The following is a 20,669-nucleotide window of genomic DNA, read 5'->3' on the forward strand; positions in this document are numbered from 1 at the left end:
CGGCGGGGGAGCGGCCGGGGCCCGGCGACGCGCGGAGGACGCGTCGCCGGGCCCCGGCGCCGTCCGGGTCCTCCGGGGCGGGGTGTCCGCTCAGCGGCGCAGCGCCCGGTAGTGCCTCAGCAGTGCGGTGATCGCCGCCGGGTCGGCCCGGCCGTTGAGTTCGGCGAGCAGGCCGTCCGGGCAGTGCTCGTACAGGTCGCCCCACCACCGGCGGACCGTGTTGTCCCAGATCCGGTACCCGCCCGGCACACCCCGGGCCACGTACCGCCGCCGTCCCCCCACGCCGCGCCCCTGCCTCTCCTGCCCGAATCTTCCTCCGCGGCCGAACGGTAGCGCGCTACCCTCGGGCCGGGGCAACCCGATTCCGGCCCAGGGGAGGGGACGCGGTGGAGAGGGTGTTCGTGCACCACGCGGACGGTGAGGCGCTCGGCTGCACGGCCGTCGCCCCGGCGGCGGGGGTGCCGGTACGGGCCGAGCGGGTGGTGCTGATGCACGGCGCCGGGAACGGCAACCGGGCCCGGAACGTGCCGCTGGCCCGGGAGTTCGCGGCGGGCGGCCACCATACGCTGGCCTTCGACTTCTCCGGCCACGGCGACAGCACCGGCGAACTCGCCGAGCTCAGCCTGGAGCGCCGCTACCGCCAGGCCCGCAGCGTGATCGAGGAGTTCGCGCCGGCCGGGCCGCTGGTCCTGGTGGGCTTCAGCATGAGCGGCCAGACCGTGGCCGACCTGCTCCACCACCTCGGCCCGCGGGTCGCCGCGATCGTCCTCGCCGCGCCCGCCGCCTACGCCCGTGAGGCCTGGCCGGTGCGGTTCGGGCACGGCTTCACCGGCATCCTCCGCGACCCGGACAGCTGGCGTACCAGCCCGGTGTTCCCCGTCCTCGCCGGCTACACGGGCCCGGCTGTCCTGCTGCTCCCCGAACGGGACGAGGTGATCCCGCCCGAGGTGACCGAGGCCGTGGAGGCCGCGCTCGGCACCCGCGCCGACCTGATCACGGTCACCCTGCCCGGCTCCCCGCACATCCTCGGCCTCTGGCTCTCCGAGCGGCCCGCCGACCGGGCCCGGGTGGTCCGCCTGGTGGCCGAGCGGCTCGACCGGGCCCCCGGCCACCGCCTCGACCGGCCGGACCCGGTCGGCGCCTGAGACCGCGGGCGGCCCGCGGCGGCACCGTGTCCTAGGATGCCGAACCCGGCTCGACCAGGCCGGTTCCGAACCCACCAGCCCAGGAGAGCCCTCCGTGCACCCGCCGTCCGTGCCGTCCCCGTCACGCCTGCCCGTCCCGCCGCCCGCGCCCTGGTGACCGCCGGCTACACCACGCCCGGGCGACTGGTCTCCCGCGGCAACAGCAACGGGGGCCTGCTGGTCGCGGTCACCGCGATGCAGGCCCCCGACGCCTTCGGCGCGGTCTTCAGCCGGGTGCCGCTGCTGGACATGCTGCGCTTCCCGTACTTCGGCCACCTGGCCGCCGCCACCGTGGAGTACGGCTCGCCCGAGGACCCCGAGGAGTGCGCCTACCTGGCCGGGTACTCCCCGTACCACAACGTCCGCGCCGGCCGCCGGTACCCGGTGACCGCCTTCGCCGCCGCCCTCGGGGACCGCAACGCACCACCCCACGACCCGCTGAAGATGGTCGCCCGCCTCCAGGCCGACGCCCCCGACGGCGGCCCGTACCTGCTGCTCCCGCTCCGCGACTCCGGCCACGGCGGCGGCACCACCCGCACCGCCCTGATCGACCAGGACACCGACGAACTCGCCTTCTGCTGCTGGTCCCTGGGGCTCACCCCGGACCCGGAGCACGGCCTGTCGGGCTGAACGGGGGACCGCCGAGGGGTCTGCCGGTTGCCGCCGTGAACCACGGAGGTGCCCCCACGCGTCCCTGGCGCCGGCCGGTTGCCGGTGGCCGGCCGGTTCAGCCGTTGCGGGCGGCCTCCGGCCCCGTGATGCGGCGCAGGAGCGGCAGGGTCGAGGCGATGATCCCCAGCGACGCGGCCAGCCCCACGGCCGCCAGGCCGTAGAACGCCACGCCGGGCGGCACCAGGTCGTAGTGCATCTGGGACTTCAGGAACATCGCCGAAGCCGCCAACCCCGTCCCCACCGAGACCAGAGCCACCGCCAGCAGCGGCAGCGCGCTCTCCAGGGCGATCACCCGCCGCAGCAGGCCCAGCGGCGCGCCGGTGAGCCGCAGCATCGCGAACGGCCGCCGCCGGTCCGACAGGCCGGCGACCACGCTCACGGCGAGGCTGCAGCCGGCGATCGGCAGGGTGGTCAGCAGGACGACGTTCGCCAGTTGGCGGAAGCCGGCCAGCTGCCGCTGCTGGTCCGACCCCCGGTCGGCGACCGTCCGGGAAGCCTGGTGCGGGAACGCCCGGGTGAGCACCGTCCGGGTCCGCTCCATGGCCCCGGTGGTGCCGTCCGTGGTCGCGTACACCAGTTGCACGGGCAGCGCGGCGGCCTCCTCCACGCCGATCGGGGCGGCCGGCCACTCCTGGTCCGCGTTCGACTCCAGGTCGAGGAAGGCGAACTGCGGCACCTCCGCCACGCTCGCCCCGGCCGGGCAACGGCCGACCACCGGGGTCTGCGCCAGGTCGGCGCAGAGCACCAGCGCGGGGGCCCACGGGACCGGCTCGGCCGGGTCCTTGCCGATCCAGGCAGGGTTGGCGTGGGCCACCGCCAGGCCGCGGAACCCGTCGACGGCCCTCAACTGTGCCTCGAGCCCGGCCGGGAGCGCGGCCGCCATCGGCGGCTCCTCCACCATGGCGCCGTGCTCCACCGCCATCCGGGTGGCCGGGTCGCCGCTCAGAGCCCCGCGGTTGGCGTTGATCGTGCCGATGACGGCCACCGTCACGGTGGTGACGTACAGCGCCAGCACCAGGCCGCTGACCGAGCGGAAGCCGGCCTTCGGGTCGTCCGCGAGACGCCGCACGGCGATCAGCGAGGCCGGGCGGCTGGTCCACCGGGCCACCGCCCGGGCACCGGCCAGGGTGAGCCACGGCCCGGCGACCACCAGACCCAGCATCACCAGCAGGATTCCGGTCAGGTAGGCGGCCGTCTGCCCGTCGGTGCTCGCCGGACGGCGGTCGAGGAACCACGCCAGCTCGCCCAGTCCGGCCAGCAGCGGCACCAGCCGCCACGCCCGGGGCGGACGCGGCGTCACCCGGCGGCTCACCCCCAGCGGGGAGACGGTCACCCGGCGCAGCGCCAGCCGGGCCGCGACCGCCGCCGCCACCGGCACCCCCAGGGCCACCGCCAGCAGCTGGACGGCCGTCAGCCGCAGGTCGTCGGGGAAGAACCGGTCCCCGGTGAACGGGACGGTGGCCACCAGCGGGCGCAGCACGTAGAACAGCCCCACACCGACCACCGTGCCGGCCGCCGCGGCCAGCGTGGACTCCACCGCCGAGATCACCGAGACCTGCCCCGGGGTGGCGCCGACCAGCCGCATCGCGGCGAACCGTTGCTCGCGGGTGGCGGCCGACAGCCGGGTCGCCGTCCCGATGAAGATCAGCACCGGGAAGATCAGCGCACCGGCCACCACCGAGAGGATCAGCGTCATGGCGTCGCCGCGGACCCCGTGGCCCGGGCAGTCGTTGGCGCAGGACGGCGGGAGCGCGGCGGCGATGGTGGTGACCGCCCGAGCCCCCGGTGCGGCCTGGACCTCGGCCGGGGTCCGGCCGATCACGGCCACCAGCGAGTCCGGCGAGGGCAGGGCCTCGTCGCCGATGACGCCCGTGAGCCGGCCCGGGAACCGGTCGGCCAGTTGGTCGGCCGGCATCCGGTGCAGCAGCTCGGCCAGCCCCGGCGAGGCCAGGTACTCCCCGGCGGCCGGCACCGAGGCCAGGCCCGGCGGGACCGGCGAACTCGCACCGGTGGCGGCCACGTCCACCTCGAAGACCGGCTTGCCGCCGACGTGGTCCTCGTGGGCCCGCCACCAGAGCGGGTCCACCGGCGCGGTCCCGGTCCGGCTGGCCGCCCCGGTGTTGAACCAGAGCTGACGCTCGTTCGACCGCTCCACGGCGCTGATCCCGGCGAGGGTGGACAGCAGCAGCCCCACCCCGACCGCCACCGCGGCAGTGATCATGAACAGTCGGGCGACCGCCTCCCGCCCGCCGCTCACGGCGAGCCGCAAAGCGAAGGCGATCACGAGGCGACCCCGGTGGAGAGCGCGGTGGACCGGCCGTCCCGGACGATCACCTCACGGTCCGCGTAGGCCGCCACCCGGGCCTCGTGGGTCACCAGGACGACTGCGGTGCCCTGCCCCCGGGCCGCGTCCACCATCAGCTCCATCACCTGCTCCCCGGTGAGCGAGTCCAGAGCGCCGGTCGGCTCGTCCGCGAACAGCACCCGCGGACGGGTCACCAGGCCGCGGGCGAGCGCCACCCGCTGCGCCTGACCGCCCGACAGCTCACCGGACCGGCGCCCCTCCAACCCGTCCAGACCGAGCCGCGCGAACCACGGCCGGGCCTGGGCCAGCGCGGCCGCCCGCCGGGTGCCGCTCAGCAGCAGCGGCAGGGCCACGTTCTCCTCGGCGGTCAACTCGGGCACCAGCTGGCCGAACTGGAACACGAAGCCGAACCGGTCGCGGCGCAGGGCGCTGCGCTCCGCCTCGCCGAGGGTGTCGATCCGCCGGCCGTCGAAGTGCACCTCGCCCGCGTCGGGGGTGAGGATGCCCGCCGCGCAGTGCAGCAGGGTGGACTTGCCGGAGCCGCTGGGCCCCATGATCGCGAGAACCTCGCCGGCGTCCACGGCCAGGCCCGCGCCGCGCAGCGCGGGGGTCTCGCCGAAGGACAGCGTCAGGTCGTGAGCCTCCAGCAGGGCGGTCACCGCGCCACCTCCGTGGACAGCGCGTCCAGGCGGGCGGCGGTCAGGTCGATCCAGCGCAAGTCGGCCTCCAGGTGGAAGATGCCGTGGTCGGCGAGGAGCGCGTCGACCAGCGGTCCGCCGCGCCGGAGTTCGGTGAGTTCGCGCATCCGCCGCAGGTGGGCGGCGCGCTGGGTGTCCAGGTAGGACTCGGCGTCGCGGCCGAGCATCAGGGCGAGGACGACCTTGGTGAACAGCACGCTCTGGAGGTTGGGCTCGGGTGCCACCGGTTCGCGCAGCCAGGTCTCGAACTCGGTCGCCCCGGTCTCCGTGATCACGTACCGCTTGCGCTCGGGGCCGTCGCCGGGTTCGGCCTCGCCGGCCATCACCTTGCCGTCCCGTGCCAGCCGGCCGAGGGTGGCGTACACCTGGCCGTAGGGCAGCGGCTTGCCGCGGCCGAAGAAGGCGTCGTAGTCGCGCTTGAGGTCGTATCCGTGGCTCGGTTCCCGCTCCAGCAGGCCGAGAAGGGTCAGGGGAACGCTCATGTCTTCGACCCTACACCACGGATATACACCGAGTGTATAGACCGCGAGAATAGGTCCGCGGAGGTGATCGTCCTGGAGGTGCCCGCTACTCCCAGGGCCAGACCGAACGGTCCGCGGACTCCAGCAGCGGGATCAGCCCGAAGGCCGCGTCGGCCAGCCCGCCGAAGGTGTACCGCTTCGGCCCGTCCGGGGACATCCCGTAGGCGTAGCCGGCGAGATTCCAGGTGTACACCGGGACGTGCGCGGGGACGGGGGCGAGCGGGTCGCCGGCCGGGGTCCAGTACGCCTGCTCGTCGGTGACGATCACCACCCGGTCGTGGTCGCGGTAGTGGCGCCCCACCGCGCGGGCCGTGTCGGTGCCGCCCAGGTCGTGGAACCGCTCCAGGACCGTGAGCACCGCCTCCCCGGGCGCCACCGCGACGGTCCGGCTGCCGGTGCCGAACTCCACCAGGTCGGCCTCCTGGGCCCGGGCCGCCAGCGCGGTACCGAAGATCGCGGCCGTGTCCGCCCGGTTCAGCCGGGTGTTCCGGCTCGGGGTGTCGAACATCGAACCCGACCGGTCCACCAGGACCAGCGTCCGGCCGGGCAGCGCCGGGACGTTGGCCAGCGAATGGCCGAGCGCCGTCTCCAGCGCCCGGTGCCAGCGCGGCGAGGGCGCGTGCCGGTACGCCGCCAGGTACCGGAACGGGAACTGCCGGGAACGGGCCACCTCCGCCGGGTCGCAGATCCGGCGGGCGACCGCGGCGGCCGCCTCCTCGCCGACCCCCGCCTCGTCGAAGTTCCGCAGGTTGCGCACCAGCGCCATCGCCCCCATCGAGGGGATCACCGCCTCCCAGGCCGCCGCGTCCATCGGCCCCTGCAGCCAGCCCGCCAGCGCCTCCCAGGTCATCCCGGCCTCCGCCAGCCGCTCCGCCCCGCCCGGCCCGGTGACCAGCGCGTACCGCTCCGCGGCCGGCACCGCGCCGAGGGCGTGCCGGGCGAGCAGCATCCGCTCCCCGGCCGGCGGCACCGCCCGGTCGCGGCGGTGCCGCCGGTCCAGCGCGTACCGGAACAGCGCCCCCTGCCAGGGCTTGTCCGGCGCGGGAGCCGGATGGGTCAACTCCAGGACGTCGCCGAAGCGGTAGCGGGCCGTCGCGGTGTCGTACTTCAGCAGGGCCCGGCCGGTGTACAGCCGGCGGACCGCGTCGGCCACCCCGCGCTTGAGCGGCTGCGGCAGCCGCCGGCCGTACCGGGTGGTCCAGTACGCCAGCAACTCGCCCGGCTCGTCAGCGCGTTGCAGCACCGCATCGACGGCCTGCCGGGCGAAGCCGGCCTTCCCGGCCTCCTGCCGGGCCCGGACGAACTCCGCCGCGCCCACCAGCGAGGCCCGCCGGATCAACGCCGTCGAACGCAGCCAGCGCAGCAGCCCCAGCGTCCACTCGGGCTCCTCGACCGCGAGCCGGCGGACCAGCCGCAGGAACCGCTCGTCCCTCGCCTGCGCACTCTCGTAGAACGACTCCTGCCCCGCGAGGTGCGTCACCGCCAGCAGGAACAGCTCCGCCCTCGGCTCCCGGACGAACCCGGCCCCGCCCTCGTGGTTCCTCGGCACCGGCGGCGGGAACGCCACCGCCGGCGCCCAGCCCCGCGGCCGCGGCGGATGCCACTGCCCGTACAGCGACAGCGGGGAGGTCGCCCCGCCCGGCGTCAGGCCGGGCAGCTCGGCGCTGATCTCTGCCCTGGTCTCGGCCTTGGTCCGCTGGCGGTTGAACCGGGTCATGCAGAAGTCCCCCTGGGAGGGTTTCGGGACGGTACGGGAAACGGGCGCGCGGCTCGCCCGGGCCGGGAGGGCGTGGGCGAGCGGCGGGGCACGGGTGGGTGGCCGCGGGCGCGGTGAGGCGCGCCGGAACGCGGCGGGTCACGGCCTCCCGAGATCGGAAAGCGGGCGCCGGTTGGTGTCGTTGTCAGGAAGTAACCGGGGCCCGGCGCACCGGGAGGCGTGTGACGGGACGTTAGCCGACCCGGCTCGCCGGCGCACCCCTATTTTCCGCGACCGGATTCCCGGCGGCCTTCCGGGGCCGCGGCCGCCGCACCCGCGGCAGGGCCGACAGCGCCCCCAGTGCCGGTAGCACCACCGCCGTGGCCGCGAACGCCCGTACCGGACCCGCGTGGTCCACCAGGGCGCCGCCCGCCGCCGCCCCGGCCGCCGCGCCCAGGTTGTAGGCCGTGTTCACCCAGGCGCTCGCCTCGGTCCGCGACCCGTCCGGGACCAGCCGGTCCACCAACTGGTAGGCCGCGACCAGCAGGACGTCGGTGCACGCCCCGGCCAGCAGCAGGGCCAGCCCGGCGCTCGGCGTCGCGTACACCAGCGCGGGCAGCCCGTAGCACGCCCCGGCCAGCGCCAGCGCCACCGGCGGGCGGGAACCCAGCGCGCCGCGCGTCCCCCACCGCCCGTACGCCAGGCCGCCGAGCACCCCGCCGACCGAGAACAGGGTGGTCAGCGCCCCGGTCGTCACCGTGCCCCAGGCCGCCAGCACCGCGATCTCCACCAGGCACAGCGCGGCCGCGCCGGCCAGGACCAGCACCAGCAGCGGCACGAACCCCCGCGCCCGCAGCGGGCTCCGGCGCCGGGCCGCCGGCCCGTCGGCCGCATCGCGCAGCTCCACCGGGCTCCCACGCAGCGCCCGCGCCAGCAGCCCGAACCCGGCCACCACCAGCCCGGCGACCACCGCCAGCACCACCGGCGCCGACCACAGCGCCACCAGCAGGCCGCCGAGCACCGGACCGAGCGCGAACACCGTGGACTCCGCCGCCGTGTCCAGGCTCAGCGCGGTCTGGCGCTGGGCCTCGCCGGAGGTGAGCCGGCCCCACAGCGTGCGCATCAGCGGCCCCACCGGCGGCGGGCAGACCCCCGCCGCCAGGGCGAGGCCCACCGTGACCGGCACCGGCGCCCGGCCTGCGCAGGCGGCGGCCAGCGCCGTCAGCAGCAGGGCGTAGCCGCAGGCCAGTGGCAGCAGCACCGGCGGCCGGTGCTCCACCCACCGGGCCCGGTACGGGCCGAGCAGGGCCGTGGCCAGTCCGGCCAGGCCGGCCGTGGCGCCGGCCACGGTGTACGAGCCGGTGCCGTCGCGCAGGGCGAGCAGCAGCGGCAGGCCGAGCAGGCCGTAACAGACCCGGGCCGTCATCGCGGCGGCGAACAGCTCACGGGCATGGGGGAGGGACAGGACGGCGCGGTAGGACACGCCGCCCCGGTCGGGGCGTGACACGGGAGTTCTCCGAAGGGTGGGCGCGCCGGACCGCCGGCTCCACCAACGGGCCGGTCGCGCGCGGGCATGACGGGCCGACGGAACCGCCCCGGGGAACCGCGCCCGGTCGACGGGCGGGCGGTGTGGGGGCGGTGGGACGACCTGTCAGTGCGGATCGGAGATCATGCGGGCGAGCGTAGCCTCCGCCGGGCCCGGCCCGCCAGCGGTTCCGCCGGATCGGCCGCCGTCCTCGTTCGTACCGGTGCCGTCCGGGCCGTCCTCGGGTACGCCCGCGAGCTCGGCGTCACCGCCGTCCGCGGGAACACCGAGCACGCCAACCTCCCGTCGCAGCGCGTGATGCCCGCCGCGGGCATGGAGTTCGTCCGCGAGGACGGGGAGCTGAAGTACTACCGGGCGCATCTGCCGGTCGCCTGACCGGGGTTGTCGCCTCGGGCCGTTCCCTCGTCCGCCGGGTGCAGGACGGCCGGCGGGCGGACGAGGGAGCAGGGGACGGGGACTTCCCCGGGTCAGCTGCCCGCGTCGGCCAGCAGTTCGCCGCGCAGCTCGCCGAGGGTGCGGGCGAGCAGCCGGGAGACCTGCATCTGCGAGACGCCGAGCCGCTCGCCGATGTCCGCCTGGGTGAGCTCCTCGACGAAGCGCAGGTGCAGCAGTGTGCGGTCCCGTTCGCAGAGCGCGGCCAGCGCGGGCTTCAGCGACTCCAGGTTCTCCACCTTCTCCAGACCAGGGTCGGGCCCGCCGAGCCGCCGGACCGGGGCCGCGCCCCCGCACTCGTCCTCGCCGTCGAGGGTGTCCAGCGGGCCGGCCACCCGGCCGTTGCCGGCCACCAGGCCCTCGATGACCTCCTCCTCGTCCACCTCCAGGTGGGTGGCGAGTTCGGGCACCGTGGGCCGGCGGCCGAGCGACTGCTCCAGCTCGTCCCCACCCTTGGCCAGCGCCAGCCGCAGCTCCTGCAGGCGCCGGGGCACGTGCACCGCCCAGGTGGTGTCGCGGAAGTACCGCTTGATCTCGCCGACCACCGTGGGCACCGCGTAGGTGGTGAACTCCACGCCGCGCTCCGGGTCGAACCGGTCGATCGCCTTGATCAGCCCGACCGTGCCGACCTGGATGATGTCCTCCATCGGCTGCCCCCGGCCGCGGAACCGCTGCGCGGAGAACCGCACCAGGGTCAGGTTCAGCTCGATCAGTGTGGAGCGGACGTACGCGTGCTCGGGGGTGCCCTCCTCCAGGGCGTTCAGGCGGCGGAGCAGCGTGTCCGAGAGCGCCTTCGCATCGGCCGGCGCCGCCGTCGACGGGTCCGCTGCCATCGGCAGATCCGGCAGGGTCGTGGATGATTCGGTGATCACCGCCATGGCCTTCCTTCCGTGGATGCGTTCGGCCGCTCGTGTGCCCGCAGAGGCCAGGCTCAGCCCGGAGGGGCCGGAAACCCCGCCAACCGCCCCCGGCCCCTTCACGCCACCTCCTCATCCAGCACGGATCGTTCACGGACGGAGCGGCCCCCTCCCGTCCCGTCCGGCGCCTCGGAGACCCCGATCCGCGGCAGCGCCTGCGGGTGCCGCTCGCACAGGTACCGGATCAGCCGCTCGCGGACCCGGCAGCGCAGCTCGAACGCGTCGGAGGCGTTCCGCGCCGTCATCAGCGCGCGGACCACGATGGTGCTGGGCGTGGTGTCCACCACCTGCAGGGCGCTGCCGCGACCGTCCCACCAGACCGCCTCCTTGAGCACCCGGTCGAACTCCGCGCGCAGCTCGTCCACGGGCGTGCGGTGGTCCAGGTGCAGCAGGGCGGTGCCGGTGATCCCCGGATCGCGCCGCGACCAGTTCTCGAACGGCTTCCCGACGAAGTACGACACCGGCATGACGATCCGCCGCTGGTCCCAGGTGGCGACCACCACCGTGGTCAGGGTGATCTCCTCGACCGTGCCCCACTCACCGGCCACCACCACCTCGTCCCCGAGCCGCACCATGTCGCCGAACGCCAGCTGCAGCCCGGCGAACACGTTGGACAGCGCGCTCTGCGCCGCGATGCCGGCCACCAGACCGAGCAGTCCGGCCGAGGCCAGCAGGCTCGCCCCGACCGACCGGACGGCCGGGAAGGTCATCAGGGCGGTCGCCAGCGCCAGCACGGCGATCAGGGCCCCGGACAGCCGCCGCAGCATCCCGGTCTGCGTCCGCACCCGCCGGATCCGGGCCGGATCCCGGCGGCTCTCGGTCGCGTACCGGGTGGTGGACGCGTCGATCAGCAGCGCCACCGCGCGGGACAGCAGCCACGCGCCCGACGCCAGGCCCGCCAGCAGCAGCCCGTGCCGCACCGGCGGCCGCAGCCCCGCGGGCAACCCCAGCCCCGGCTCCACCGCCGACAGCAGCAGCACCGCGAGCGTCCCCAGCGCCGGCATCCGGCAGCGCCGCAGCATCTCCCCGGACACCGGACCACCCGACAGGCGCGGCCCCACCCGCCGTACCGCCCGGTCCACCGTCCGGTCGACCAGCAGCAGTCCGACCGCCACCCCGCCGACCGCCAGCAGCGGCCAGAGCACAGCCCACCAGGACATCGTTCCCCTCTCCCGTACCGAGGCCGGCCCCGTACGGGGCCGCACCGTGGGCGGCCGGCGACGCGTTCCGAGCGGCGCGTGCCGACCGGGAGGCGTGCCGACCGGGAGGCGTGGCGCCCCCACCGGCCGTCTGACCCCGGCCCGGCGCGGCAAACGGCGCCGTGACGGAGGTCTCGTCGGGGCGACGGTTCGGTGAGGGGCCGACCCGGGATGTGGCGGCCGTGCCGACGCGTGCCGACATGCCGCTATCGGGCCAAGGTCGGCGGATCGGCCGGGCCCCCGGGGCATGCTGTGCCCCCGGCCGGAGGAGTGAGACGGAGGTCCGCAGGTGGCCAGCACCGAGGAGACCGAGGAGTTCGACGCCTGGGACATCCGCGAGTCCGGACCCGCCGACGCGCCGCACGGCGTCCTGCTGCTCCCCGGCGGACTCTGCAGCACCGTCTTCTACGAGGACGTGATGGCCGAGCCCGCCCTCGCCGACGCCCCGGTCCGACTGGTCGCGGCCACCATCCCCGGCTTCGCCCACACCCCGCCGCCGCGCGACCTGAGCATGGAGAACTACGCCGCCCTGGTCGGCGCCCTCGCCGACCGGCACGGCTGCGGGACGGCCGTCGGCCACAGCTTCGGCGCCAACATCCTGCTGGAGGCCGCCGCGGCCGGGCACTTCTCCGGGCCGCTGGTGCTGCTCTCGCCGACCTTCTCCCGGGCCGACGAGGCCACCGAGTTCAGCGTGGCCGACCGGATCGGCCGGGTCCCCGGTGTCGGGGCGCTGACCTGGACGGCGCTGCTCCGGCTGGCCCCGCGGATGATGTCCCACCAGCTGCCCGAGGCCCGGCGCGAGGTGCTGGTCGCCGACCTGCGGAACAACGACACGGGCCTGTGCCGCCGCCTCATCCGCCACTACTTCGACTACCTGGACCGGCACGGCTCGCTGGTCCCGCGGCTCCGCTCGGCGCAGGTGCCCACCTGGGTCGTGTTCGGGGAGCACGACGAGATCGGCCTGGCCGAGGAGGAGGTCGCCGGACTCGACGCCGAGCCCGGCATCACCCTGGTCACCGTCCCCGACTCCGGCCACCTGCTGATGGTCGACCAGCCCGCCCTGGTGGCCGAGCTGATCGCCCGCGTCGCCCTGGGCCGCGGCGGGACGGCCGACCCGCGGTAGTCTCCCGTTCGTGCACAGCTACGCCGGCCGGGATGGTGACCGCCCGCCCGGTGACCGCCCGCTCGGCGATCTCGCCGATCCCCGGGCCGTTCTGGACGGCACGGACTGGACCGCGCTCGAAACCCCCTCCGGGACCGGCGGGTTGTTGCCGTCGGCGCTGGTCCGCCTGCTCGACGCCGACCCGGCCGTCCGGCGGGCCGCCGTGGGCGAGGCGCTCGGGGCGCTGACCCACCAGAACAGCATCTACCAGGCCACCGTGCCCGTGGCCCGGTTCGTCGCGGCGATCCTCAACCACCCGGCCACCGAGGCGGGTGAGCACGGCAAGGTACCGCACCGACCCACGCGCGCGGTCCTGGCGCGCGACGTTGGGCGCCCGGCTGGGCGTGCCGCCGGAGCGTCCTCGTACTGGATGTCCTTGGACGATTCGGCGGGGCGTCCAGGTGGGGGTGCCCCCGGCCGGAGGCTGGGGGAGGATGCCCGGCGTCGTGCGCGCGGCGGGAATGGTCAGACAAGCCTTAAGCTGCGCGGGCCGGTAGGTGATCATCACGGGGAGCGCGGCATGGCTGGGGAGATCAGTGCGGACGGGTACAGCGCACGGTTGGAGGACGGGCGGGTGGTCTTCCGCAACGAGCGAGGGCGGGTGCTGAAGAAGGTGCCGCCGCCGCTGGTCGGCCACGCGGGCCTGCCGCGGCTGGTCGCCCTCGCCGACGGCGTCGCCGCGCACCGACGGGAGTGCCGGGCGGAGGCCGAACGTCTGGTGCGCGAGGCCGTCGCGGTACCGGCCGACGTACTGGAGGTGCTCGCCGAGGACGCCGCCTGGAAGGACGCGCTGGCGCAGGCCGGTGTCGTCCCCGCCGCCCCCGGGGGCCGGGATCCGGAGGACGACGACGAGCTGCTGGCCCGCCGCTACCGCCACCCCGCGCTGCCGGACTGGGTGCGGATTCTGCTCACCACCGCGGACGCGGCCCGCCACCGCGACCGGCTGATGGCGCACCGGGGTTGGGAGCTCGTCGACACCCGGCCGACCGGGCTGCCCGGCCCGGGGAGCATGCCGTTCCCCGAATCGGCACTGGCCGAACACCCGGCGCGGACGGACGAGGTGCTCCACTACCTGGAGCGCCTGGAGCAGGTCACCTCGGCCTGGCGGGTGTTCACCAAGCGCGAGGTGGATGCCCTGCTGAAGGAGATCGCCGGCGCCGCGCCCGCCCTGCTGCGCTGCTTTCTGGACGGTGTCGCCGACCGGTGTCTGCGCCACGGCGGCGAACGGGCCGACGCGGCGGCCTGGTTCGGCCGGGCGCGTACCGCCGAGCGCACCGCCGGCGAGGACGTCGACCAGGAGTGGCTGGACGCCCGCTACGCCGCCATGGACGCCGCCGGCGCGCTCGGCGACACCGCCCTGCGTGAGCGCATCAAGCAGGTCACCGGACGGAACGCCGCCCCGGAGGCGGCCCGCCGCACCCTGGCCCTGCTGGCCGAACGGACGGTCCGCGAGGGCGTACGACGGCCCCGGCTCGCCGCGGACATCACGCGGATCGCCCGCGCCGCCGGTCTCGACCCCGACCGTGAACTCGCCCGGCTGGCCGCCCGGTTGCTGCCCGCCCGCGACCTGGGGAGCGACGCCGCCCGCGAGTTCTGGACCGCCGTACTCGCCGCACCCGCCTGGGACCTGGTCCTCGCCGACCTCCCCCGCCTCGCGCACGAGGTGGTCGCCGCCGGCCCGCAGGCCGGGATGCTGAGGCCGGACCCCACCCTGACCTATCTGGAGCGGACCGGCGCGCTGGCCCTGCTCACCGGACCGGCAGGCGCCGACGGGGCGGCACCCGGCCGGGCCGCCGACTGGCTGCGCCGCCTGGTCGACCTGGCCGACCGGTCGTACCGCTCGGGCAACATCCCCGGACTGCACCGGCTCGCCGAGCTGCTGGCGCCACGGATCGCCGCCGACGGCGTGCCCGTGGACCTGCCCTGGACCAGCCGGTGGGAGCGCAACCAGCGGGGCCTCGGGACCGTCCGGCTGAACGTCCTCGACCTGCTGCTGGCCGCGGGCGCGCCCGTCGTCGACCCGCCGCCGCAGCTCGGCAACCCCTATCTGCACCACCTCGCCGTGGCGCCGCGCCCCGAACTGCGCGCCGTCACCGCCGACCCGCGGTTCGCCCGCGAGATCCGGGCCCTGCTGTGGGCCGAGTTCGAGCTGACCAACGGCGGCGACGCGAGCAACCTCTGGTACCAGCCGCACGACCCCAAGGGCTGGGCCCAGGTGCCCGCTCTGGTGGACACCGACCTCGGCCGGCACACCCTCGCCCAGTGGTGCGACGAGGAACTCGCCGAGCTGCCCGTCCTCGACCTGGACGAGCTGGCGCTGATGCTCGCCCGCTTCATGCACATCGGCGCCGCCGCCGCGCTCCTCGCCGACCCGGACCGGGCCGAGCGGCTCGCCGCCGTGGACGTCGCCGGACTGCTGCTGGCCGCCGTGGCCGAAACGGCACCCGGGCACGGGCTGGACCGGGCGGGCGCCGAGCTGCTGCTGCGCGGGGTGGAGGCGCGCTCCGTGTTCCGGGACGGCGTCACGGGCCCGGTCCGCCAGCGGATCGGCCGGCTCCTGGAGATCGAGGAGGACGGGGTCGGCACCGAGTTCGCCCGCCTGGTGCAGATCGCCGCGAACTGCCGCAACGGCCTCGCCCACCTCCTGCCGCTGCTCACCCCCGAGGCCGCCCCGCGGACCGATCCGGCCGCTGACACCGGCACCGGCACTGGTACCGGCACGGCCGGATCCCCCGCGGACGCCCCCGACCGACCGGCCCTGGTGCCGGCCCGCGTCCGACTCGGCCGGCTGCTGCACGCCACCGCCGCCGACGCCGCGCTCTGGGACGGCGACCTCGACCACCCGAGCGCCATCGTCCCGGGAGCCTCCGCCGCCTTCCCCTACCTGGTCGTCGACCCGCAGAGCGAGCTGCTGCGCGGCGACACCGTGACGGGCACCCGGCTGCGCGAGTACGCCGACCTCCCGTTCGTCGCCGAGCAGGGGACGGGCCGCTGGCGCACCGTCACGGTCGCGTGTCCGGTCAGGCGGCCCTCGCCCCCGGTCGGCCACGTCTACCGCACCGCCCTCTCCACCGCCGTGGTGCTCCACAGCGGCTCCTACGGCTGCGCGATGCTGGAGTACGCGCCCTCGGGTACGTTCCCCGAGGACGGCCCGCTGGCCGCCGCCGGCGGCACGGTGGAGGGCCGGTACGACCTGGTCGCGCGGGCCGACTCCCGCTGGCTGCACGCCTACCTCGGACTCCTCGCCGAACGCGGCCCGCTGCCCGCCCGCCCCGAGGCCGTCGAGGAGCTGGCGCGGCGGCTCGTGCTGACGGCCGACGAGGCGGGCGCCCTGCTCGCCGTCCGCAGGTACAACCGGAACGAGCCGACCGTTGCCGAGAAGGAGATCGCCGCCCGGATCGGGCACGACGCCCTCCGAGAGATCCGGGACCGGCTGCGCCCGGCGGACCCGGAGCGGCTGTGGACGCACGGGCCCGATCTCGACCGGGCCGTGGACTGGTGGCACGAGCGCTTCGGCGCACCCCCGGTCGACACCGAGCTGCTGGCGCAGGCCGGACGCGAGATCCGCTTCCCCAAGGGCGACTGGGCCCCCGCCGGCCCCGGGCCCGCGGTCGACCCGGGCCCGGACGGGCTCCGCAGGCGCCGTCGGCGGATCGACACCCTGCTGGCCGCGGCCCTCGCCCCCGCGACGAGCCCGGACTGCGCGCCCGCGCCGTACGCCTCGCCCTACGCGATGGCGTGGCTGGCCTACCGCACACCCGCCGGCCACCCGCTGCGGCCGGCGCTCGGCGAGGCGGCCCTCCGTACGGCCGCGGCCGCCCGGCGCGCCGGTTCGGCGGCCTGGCGGGTGTGCTCCGCCGACCGGCGGTCGGCCATGGGCGAGCCGCCGTCCCCGCTGCCCCTGGCCGACCTGACCGGCGTCGAGGTGGTGGACGACCCGGCCCTGTGGCAGTGGCACGTCCTGGTCCGCCCGGACCGGCTCGGCGGCGCCGACGACCCGGCGCTGGACGCCCTCGACGACTACTACGACCGCCTCCAGCCGTCGCAGGCCCTGCCCTCGGGCACCGGGCTGCCCGCCCTCACCGACCTGCGGATCCTGCTCTCCGGCGACCTCGACACGCTCGGCCGGCACCTGGCGGCCGACGCCGACCGCACCCCGGGCTGGGAGCAGGATCCGCGCCGGAGCGCACCGGAGGCCGTCGCCGCGTGTGCCGACGCCCTCGGCCTGTCAGCGGACGCCGCGGCGCTGTACCTGATGCTGCTCGCCCTGCCGGACCCTACCGACCGCCTGGTACGGCAGTGGACGGGCTGGTCGCCGACCGTGCTGAAGGCCGCACAGCAGCAGGTCCGCGAGGCCGGGCTCGTCGTCGAGGCCCGCAGGTCCCGGGCCGGGCGCAGCCTGTTCCTCCCGGGCCCGTGGCTGGAGCTGAAGGTGCCGCGGCTGCCGATCGAGGCCGCGAAGGCCGCCCTGCTGCCCGCCGCACCGACGCGGGCGAGCGGTGCCCACGGGGTGCTGGTCCCGTCCCGTCCATTGCCCGCCCTGTTCGCCGACGCCTGGCAGGCGGCACGCTCGGAGCAGGGGGCCACCTCCCGGCCGTGACCCGGTCGCCCGGAAGCCCTGGACGGGCGTGAGGCGGACGGTGTCGACAGAAAGGACAGACAGATGGGCGTTTACGTGTCGGTCAGAGGATGGCTGGAGTGCGACGCGACGCAACTCGTCACCGTCCGGGAGATCATCTCGTCCCACGCCGACGATCACTACTCCCACGGATGGAGCACACCTCGGCAGCAGGTCAACTGGACCCACTACCTCTTCTACGGAGCCGACATCCGCGCGTCGGCCCTGGACTGGTTCACGGACCAGATCGGCGAGATCGCGCGGATCCCGGCGTCCGACGAGGACGGAGACCGCATCCGGGGCCTGTTCCTCGCCAGCCACGAAGCCGACGGGACGACCGAATGGCAGGTCCGCGAGGGCCGGCTCGTCATCTCGCCCGCCGACGCCAGACACCGGTACCTCGATGAATAGCCCCACCCATGTCGAGGGACCTGCTTCCGTGCCTGGTGGAGTACCGGGTGCACCTGCACAGACGATCCGGCTCCGGACCTGTGGCACCCTGTGACGCGTCGGAACGACCTGGGGGCGACGCCGGGTCCGGCGGGCGGCGGGCGGTGGGCGGTGGGTCGGCAGGGGGAGCGGGGGAGCGGGTGGGTGGTTCGCGGTGGCGCGTGGGGGTGGTCCTGGGGTGTCTGGTGCTCGGCGCCGAGGTCCAGCGCGACGGCCGCGGCTACAACCTGTGCGTCCTCGAGGACCCCGACCAGACCTGCACGGAGGAGGAACTCCTCCGCAAGCTCCCGAGCGCCGACGCCTGATGGGTGTCTCCGCTTGAGCGGCGCGCTACTTGATCAGGTGGAAGGCCGGATGCCGCAGCCAGGCCGCCAGGAACTCGACGTCACCGACGTGCCTGAGCCATCGCTCACCGCCCCAGGTGTCGTACCAGACCTCCTCGACTCTTCCCGGGAGTGAGGCGGTGAGCGCCCTGGCCCGGACCAGGAGCGCCTCCTCATCGGTGTCATCGCCCGGAGTGGTGCAGGTCAGAAGGCCGTCGAAGTCGATCCACGCTCCGAGGCGTTCGGCGAGTGCGCGGGTCAGGTGGCCGAGCAGCAGGTGGTTCGCCGGGCCGGAGCAGGCGGCGCAGAGGACCAGCCCCCGCACCGGAGGCCGCGAGAACGCCGAGTAGTCCTCATCCGGCGCCGCCACCTCCTCGTCCCGCGCGAGGAGGAACGGGCCGACTCCGTCGGGGTCCATCGCCGGCAGGCCCACGGCCGCACCGTCTCGCACCCGGAAGTCCAGGGCGCCGCTCGCCGTGGTCTCGACCGGTTCGCAGAAGCGTTCCAGCCACGGGACCACCTCGGTCAGGATCTCCCCGAACCCGATCGGCTCGAAGAGCCACAACCCCACCGTCGGCCCCGACATGTCGCCCCCTCAGCGCCGTTGTCCCTGCTGTCCGGACCCGGTTCTACCAGCATCGGAGGGCGGACGCCTGATCATTCGGGTCCGCGGCCGGGTACCTCGTCAGGCGGGGTTGTCGTGCAGCCAGCGCAGGACCTGGCCGGCGTGCTCGTTCGGGGGGAAGATCGGATAGAAGACGTGCTCGATCACGCCGTCGCGGATGATCAGGGTGATCCGCTTGTAGAGCGTGGCCCCGGCGGCTTCGAAGGTCGGCAGGCCGATCAGGCGGGCCAGTCGGTGTCCGGTGTCGGAGAGCATCGGGAAGGGGAGCCGCAGCCGCTCGGTGACCTCCCGCTGGTACGCGGTGTCCTGGCTGGACAGGCCGAGGACGCGGGCCGCGCCCGCGGCGACGAGGTCGTCGTGGTGGTCGCGGAAGTCGCAGGCCTGGGCCGTGCAGCCGCGGGCTCCCGGGATGGCGTCCCAGCCTTCCGGCACGTCCGTGTCGGGCCGGCCGGTGAGCGGGTAGCAGTAGACGACGGTACGGCGCGGGCCCGGCGTGTGCAGGGCGACGCTGCCGCCGGCGGTGCTGGGGAGGTCGAGGGCCGGCAGGGTCAGGCCGGTGAGGTGGTCGGCGGCGCCGTCGTCCTCGGGGACGGGCAGTCCGAGCGGGAGCCGGCGCGGGTCGTCGTCGTCCACGAGGTCCTCCTCCTCGCCCGGCCGTGCGGCGTGGCTGTTGCGGTAGGCGGCGTCCCGCAGGTGCCGGGTCAGCGTCGCCCGACGGGCGGTCAGGGCCTCGATCCGTACGGTCAGGTCGTCGATGGCCGCGCGGTAACCGGCCAGCGAGGACGGGCAGTCGTCCGCGTGGTCGCGGCCTCCGGCCAGGCAGTCGAGGAACGGGCGGGTCCCTTCGACCGGGATGCCCAACCGGTTGAGCGCCCGGGCCTCGCGCACCATCCGGGCGTCCTGCTCGGAGTAGTCCCGGTAGCCGTTGGCCAGCCGGGCGGGGCTGATCAGCCCCAGGGTCTCGTAGTAGCGGACCGTCTTCGCGGTCACACCGGCGCGTCGCGCCACTTCACTGATTCTCATCTCATCACCTGCCGTGGACCCTAAACCTTGCCCCCGGGGGCAAGGTCAAGCCCGCCCACCGGGCCGCCAGGGCCGCCAGGGCAGCCGGGGCAGCCGGGGCAGCCGGGGCAGCCGGAGGAAGAGTCGGGGTCAGTGCGGGGCGGCCGGGTCGAGGGCGACGAGTTCGACCTCGAAGCCGTCGGTGTTCTCCAGGTAGGCGGCGTAGGTCTGCGGGCCGCCGGCGTGCGGGTGGCGGTCCGCGAACATCAGGGTCCAGCCGTGCCGGGGCGCTTCGGCGACCAGGGCGTCGACGGTGGGCCGGTCCTCGACGTGGAAGGCCAGGTGGTTCAGGCCGGGGCGGCACCGGTCGTGCTTGTCGGCGGTGAGCGCCGGGGACTGCTCGACGACCAGGTAGGTCGCGCCGAGCCGCCAGCTGCGCCCCTTCTCCCAGCTCTGGAACAGCGTGTGGCCCAGGGACTCCAGCAGCCATCCGAGGGAGGCGACGGCCCGGTCGAGGTCGGGGACCCAGATCTCGACGTGGTGCAGCGTTCCGTGGCTCGGCCGGGTCATGCGGTCGGCGGGTGGGAGAGGTTGGGCAACTCGTCCTCGCAGGGGTGGGCCCGACGGCCGGGCGGGGGATGGGACGTGTGCACACGGCCTCAGGCATTGTAGGCCCCTGCCACAGCCTCCACGGCGCAGCCCGGAGACCGGCGCAGGACGGTCGGCGCCGGTCAGTCGGTGCCGAGCAGGCGGGCGGCGCGGAGCAGGGCGGCCACGCTGCCGGCCTCGGTCACCGTGCCGGCGTCGACCATCGCCAGCGCCTCGGCGAACGGGCGGCGGTGCACGGACATGCCCGCCTCGGTGTCGTCCCGGGCCATCCGGCCGGGCCGCAGGTCGGTGGCGAGGAAGAGGTGGGTGGCCGCGCCGGTGCTGCCCGGCAGCGGGTGGACCAGGCCGAGCGCCTGGAACCGGCCGGCCCGCCACCCGGTCTCCTCCTCCAACTCCCGCCGGGCCGCCGCCTCCGGCGCCTCACCGGGTTCCACCCCGCCGCCCGGCAGGTGCGGCATCCGGAGCCCGGTGCAGTAGAACTCGTCCTCCACCAGCAGGATCCTGCGGTCCCGATCGAGTACCACCACCCGGACGGCGTCGGCCACCTCGATGTGCTCGTACCGGAACGGCGGCGCGTACGGGCCCTCGACGGTGTCGGCGAGCAGACGGATGAACCGGCCGCTGTGCAGGACGTCCCGGTTCGTGCGGGTCCAACGTCCGCTCCGCTCGGCCATCCCGGCCACCCCTCTCTCCGGTCCTGGAGGCATCCG

At 75.5% G+C, this 20,669-nt stretch carries 19 protein-coding genes; 7 read left to right on the top strand and 12 right to left on the bottom strand.

All coding sequences use genetic code 11. The annotated features are described in order from the left end of the window. Positions 1-90 precede the first annotated feature (90 nt). Entirely contained in the window at positions 91-282 is a 192-nt protein-coding gene (locus ABWK59_RS31840; RefSeq protein WP_354644125.1) for a hypothetical protein, read from the bottom strand. A gap of 104 nt (positions 283-386) precedes the next feature. Between ABWK59_RS31840 and ABWK59_RS31845 the strand changes: the two genes are divergently transcribed. Further along, positions 387-1,145, top strand: a complete 759-nt coding sequence (locus ABWK59_RS31845) for an alpha/beta hydrolase (RefSeq protein WP_354644126.1) — start codon at positions 387-389, stop codon at positions 1,143-1,145. Positions 1,146-1,181: 36 nt separating this feature from the next. Beyond that, positions 1,182-1,814 carry a prolyl oligopeptidase family serine peptidase gene (locus ABWK59_RS31850; RefSeq protein ID WP_354644127.1) on the top strand — a complete coding sequence of 211 codons (633 nt, stop codon included), beginning with the start codon at positions 1,182-1,184 and terminating at the stop codon, positions 1,812-1,814. 97 nt (positions 1,815-1,911) lie between these two features. Here the strand turns inward: ABWK59_RS31850 and ABWK59_RS31855 are convergent, their stop codons facing one another. From ABWK59_RS31855 to ABWK59_RS31875, 5 genes are all read right to left on the bottom strand, one after another. Further along, positions 1,912-4,140 carry an FtsX-like permease family protein gene (locus tag ABWK59_RS31855; protein WP_354644128.1) on the bottom strand — a complete coding sequence of 743 codons (2,229 nt, stop codon included), beginning with the start codon at positions 4,138-4,140 and terminating at the stop codon, positions 1,912-1,914. Then, positions 4,137-4,820 carry an ABC transporter ATP-binding protein gene (locus ABWK59_RS31860; protein ID WP_354644129.1) on the bottom strand — a complete coding sequence of 228 codons (684 nt, stop codon included), beginning with the start codon at positions 4,818-4,820 and terminating at the stop codon, positions 4,137-4,139. Before ABWK59_RS31860 ends, ABWK59_RS31855 begins: the two co-directional genes overlap by 4 nt. After that, positions 4,817-5,341, bottom strand: coding sequence for a PadR family transcriptional regulator (locus tag ABWK59_RS31865; protein ID WP_354644130.1), 525 nt, complete (start codon positions 5,339-5,341; stop codon positions 4,817-4,819). The genes ABWK59_RS31860 and ABWK59_RS31865 overlap by 4 nt, the downstream gene beginning before the upstream one ends. An 85-nt stretch (positions 5,342-5,426) precedes the next feature. Beyond that, positions 5,427-7,097, bottom strand: a complete 1,671-nt coding sequence (locus ABWK59_RS31870) for a TROVE domain-containing protein (protein WP_354644131.1) — start codon at positions 7,095-7,097, stop codon at positions 5,427-5,429. Between the two features lie 232 nt (positions 7,098-7,329). Next, positions 7,330-8,583 carry an MFS transporter gene (locus ABWK59_RS31875; RefSeq protein WP_354644132.1) on the bottom strand — a complete coding sequence of 418 codons (1,254 nt, stop codon included), beginning with the start codon at positions 8,581-8,583 and terminating at the stop codon, positions 7,330-7,332. A 147-nt stretch (positions 8,584-8,730) separates the two neighbouring features. On the opposite strand from ABWK59_RS31875, the gene ABWK59_RS31880 reads away from it, so the two are divergent. After that, positions 8,731-8,997 (top strand): hypothetical protein, encoded by a 267-nt coding sequence (locus ABWK59_RS31880; RefSeq protein WP_354644133.1) that lies wholly within the window; start codon positions 8,731-8,733, stop codon positions 8,995-8,997. A 92-nt stretch (positions 8,998-9,089) separates the two neighbouring features. On the opposite strand, the gene ABWK59_RS31885 is transcribed toward ABWK59_RS31880, so the two are convergent. Both ABWK59_RS31885 and ABWK59_RS31890 read right to left on the bottom strand, forming a co-directional pair. Then, positions 9,090-9,932, bottom strand: coding sequence for an RNA polymerase sigma factor SigF (locus tag ABWK59_RS31885; RefSeq protein ID WP_420492881.1), 843 nt, complete (start codon positions 9,930-9,932; stop codon positions 9,090-9,092). Between the two features lie 98 nt (positions 9,933-10,030). After that, positions 10,031-11,131 (bottom strand): mechanosensitive ion channel family protein, encoded by a 1,101-nt coding sequence (locus tag ABWK59_RS31890; protein WP_354644134.1) that lies wholly within the window; start codon positions 11,129-11,131, stop codon positions 10,031-10,033. 328 nt (positions 11,132-11,459) lie between these two features. Here ABWK59_RS31890 and ABWK59_RS31895 point away from each other — a divergent pair, with 328 nt between their 5' ends. From ABWK59_RS31895 to ABWK59_RS31910, 4 genes are all read left to right on the top strand, one after another. Beyond that, the gene (locus ABWK59_RS31895) at positions 11,460-12,293 is read left to right on the top strand and encodes an alpha/beta fold hydrolase (protein WP_354644135.1); all 834 of its coding nucleotides are present in this window, start codon (positions 11,460-11,462) and stop codon (positions 12,291-12,293) included. Between the two features lie 559 nt (positions 12,294-12,852). Then, on the top strand, positions 12,853-16,932 hold the full coding sequence (locus ABWK59_RS31900) for a hypothetical protein (RefSeq protein WP_354644136.1): 4,080 nt from the start codon (positions 12,853-12,855) through the stop codon (positions 16,930-16,932). 63 nt (positions 16,933-16,995) lie between these two features. Then, positions 16,996-17,361, top strand: coding sequence for a hypothetical protein (locus ABWK59_RS31905; protein ID WP_354644137.1), 366 nt, complete (start codon positions 16,996-16,998; stop codon positions 17,359-17,361). A 200-nt stretch (positions 17,362-17,561) separates the two neighbouring features. Then, complete coding sequence (locus ABWK59_RS31910) at positions 17,562-17,705, top strand: hypothetical protein (RefSeq protein WP_354644138.1); 144 nt, start codon at positions 17,562-17,564, stop codon at positions 17,703-17,705. A 25-nt stretch (positions 17,706-17,730) separates the two neighbouring features. On the opposite strand, the gene ABWK59_RS31915 is transcribed toward ABWK59_RS31910, so the two are convergent. The 4 genes from ABWK59_RS31915 to ABWK59_RS31930 form a co-directional block, all read right to left on the bottom strand. Next, entirely contained in the window at positions 17,731-18,309 is a 579-nt protein-coding gene (locus ABWK59_RS31915; protein ID WP_354644139.1) for a DUF6368 family protein, read from the bottom strand. A gap of 99 nt (positions 18,310-18,408) precedes the next feature. Further along, complete coding sequence (locus ABWK59_RS31920) at positions 18,409-19,371, bottom strand: MerR family transcriptional regulator (RefSeq protein WP_354644140.1); 963 nt, start codon at positions 19,369-19,371, stop codon at positions 18,409-18,411. A 129-nt stretch (positions 19,372-19,500) separates the two neighbouring features. After that, on the bottom strand, positions 19,501-19,920 hold the full coding sequence (locus ABWK59_RS31925; protein WP_354644141.1) for a VOC family protein: 420 nt from the start codon (positions 19,918-19,920) through the stop codon (positions 19,501-19,503). A 161-nt stretch (positions 19,921-20,081) separates the two neighbouring features. Continuing rightward, positions 20,082-20,633, bottom strand: coding sequence for an NUDIX hydrolase (locus tag ABWK59_RS31930; protein ID WP_354644142.1), 552 nt, complete (start codon positions 20,631-20,633; stop codon positions 20,082-20,084). Between the last annotated feature and the right edge of the window lie 36 nt (positions 20,634-20,669).

Origin of the sequence: Kitasatospora sp. HUAS MG31, assembly GCF_040571325.1 — a bacterium.
In the GTDB taxonomy this organism is placed as follows: Bacteria; Actinomycetota; Actinomycetes; order Streptomycetales; family Streptomycetaceae; genus Kitasatospora; species Kitasatospora camelliae.

What these genes read in the sequence shown, in the direction of transcription:
- ABWK59_RS31900 (WP_354644136.1), top strand. Translation starts at nt 12,853, where the DNA reads ATGGCTGGGGAGATCAGTGCGGACGGGTACAGCGCACGGTTGGAGGAC.
- ABWK59_RS31915 (WP_354644139.1), bottom strand. Translation starts at nt 18,309, where the DNA reads ATGTCGGGGCCGACGGTGGGGTTGTGGCTCTTCGAGCCGATCGGGTTC.
- ABWK59_RS31850 (WP_354644127.1), top strand. Translation starts at nt 1,182, where the DNA reads ATGCCGAACCCGGCTCGACCAGGCCGGTTCCGAACCCACCAGCCCAGG.
- ABWK59_RS31865 (WP_354644130.1), bottom strand. Translation starts at nt 5,341, where the DNA reads ATGAGCGTTCCCCTGACCCTTCTCGGCCTGCTGGAGCGGGAACCGAGC.
- ABWK59_RS31870 (WP_354644131.1), bottom strand. Translation starts at nt 7,097, where the DNA reads ATGACCCGGTTCAACCGCCAGCGGACCAAGGCCGAGACCAGGGCAGAG.
- ABWK59_RS31920 (WP_354644140.1), bottom strand. Translation starts at nt 19,371, where the DNA reads ATGAGAATCAGTGAAGTGGCGCGACGCGCCGGTGTGACCGCGAAGACG.
- ABWK59_RS31905 (WP_354644137.1), top strand. Translation starts at nt 16,996, where the DNA reads ATGGGCGTTTACGTGTCGGTCAGAGGATGGCTGGAGTGCGACGCGACG.
- ABWK59_RS31885 (WP_420492881.1), bottom strand. Translation starts at nt 9,932, where the DNA reads ATGGCGGTGATCACCGAATCATCCACGACCCTGCCGGATCTGCCGATG.
- ABWK59_RS31890 (WP_354644134.1), bottom strand. Translation starts at nt 11,131, where the DNA reads ATGTCCTGGTGGGCTGTGCTCTGGCCGCTGCTGGCGGTCGGCGGGGTG.
- ABWK59_RS31925 (WP_354644141.1), bottom strand. Translation starts at nt 19,920, where the DNA reads ATGACCCGGCCGAGCCACGGAACGCTGCACCACGTCGAGATCTGGGTC.
- ABWK59_RS31930 (WP_354644142.1), bottom strand. Translation starts at nt 20,633, where the DNA reads ATGGCCGAGCGGAGCGGACGTTGGACCCGCACGAACCGGGACGTCCTG.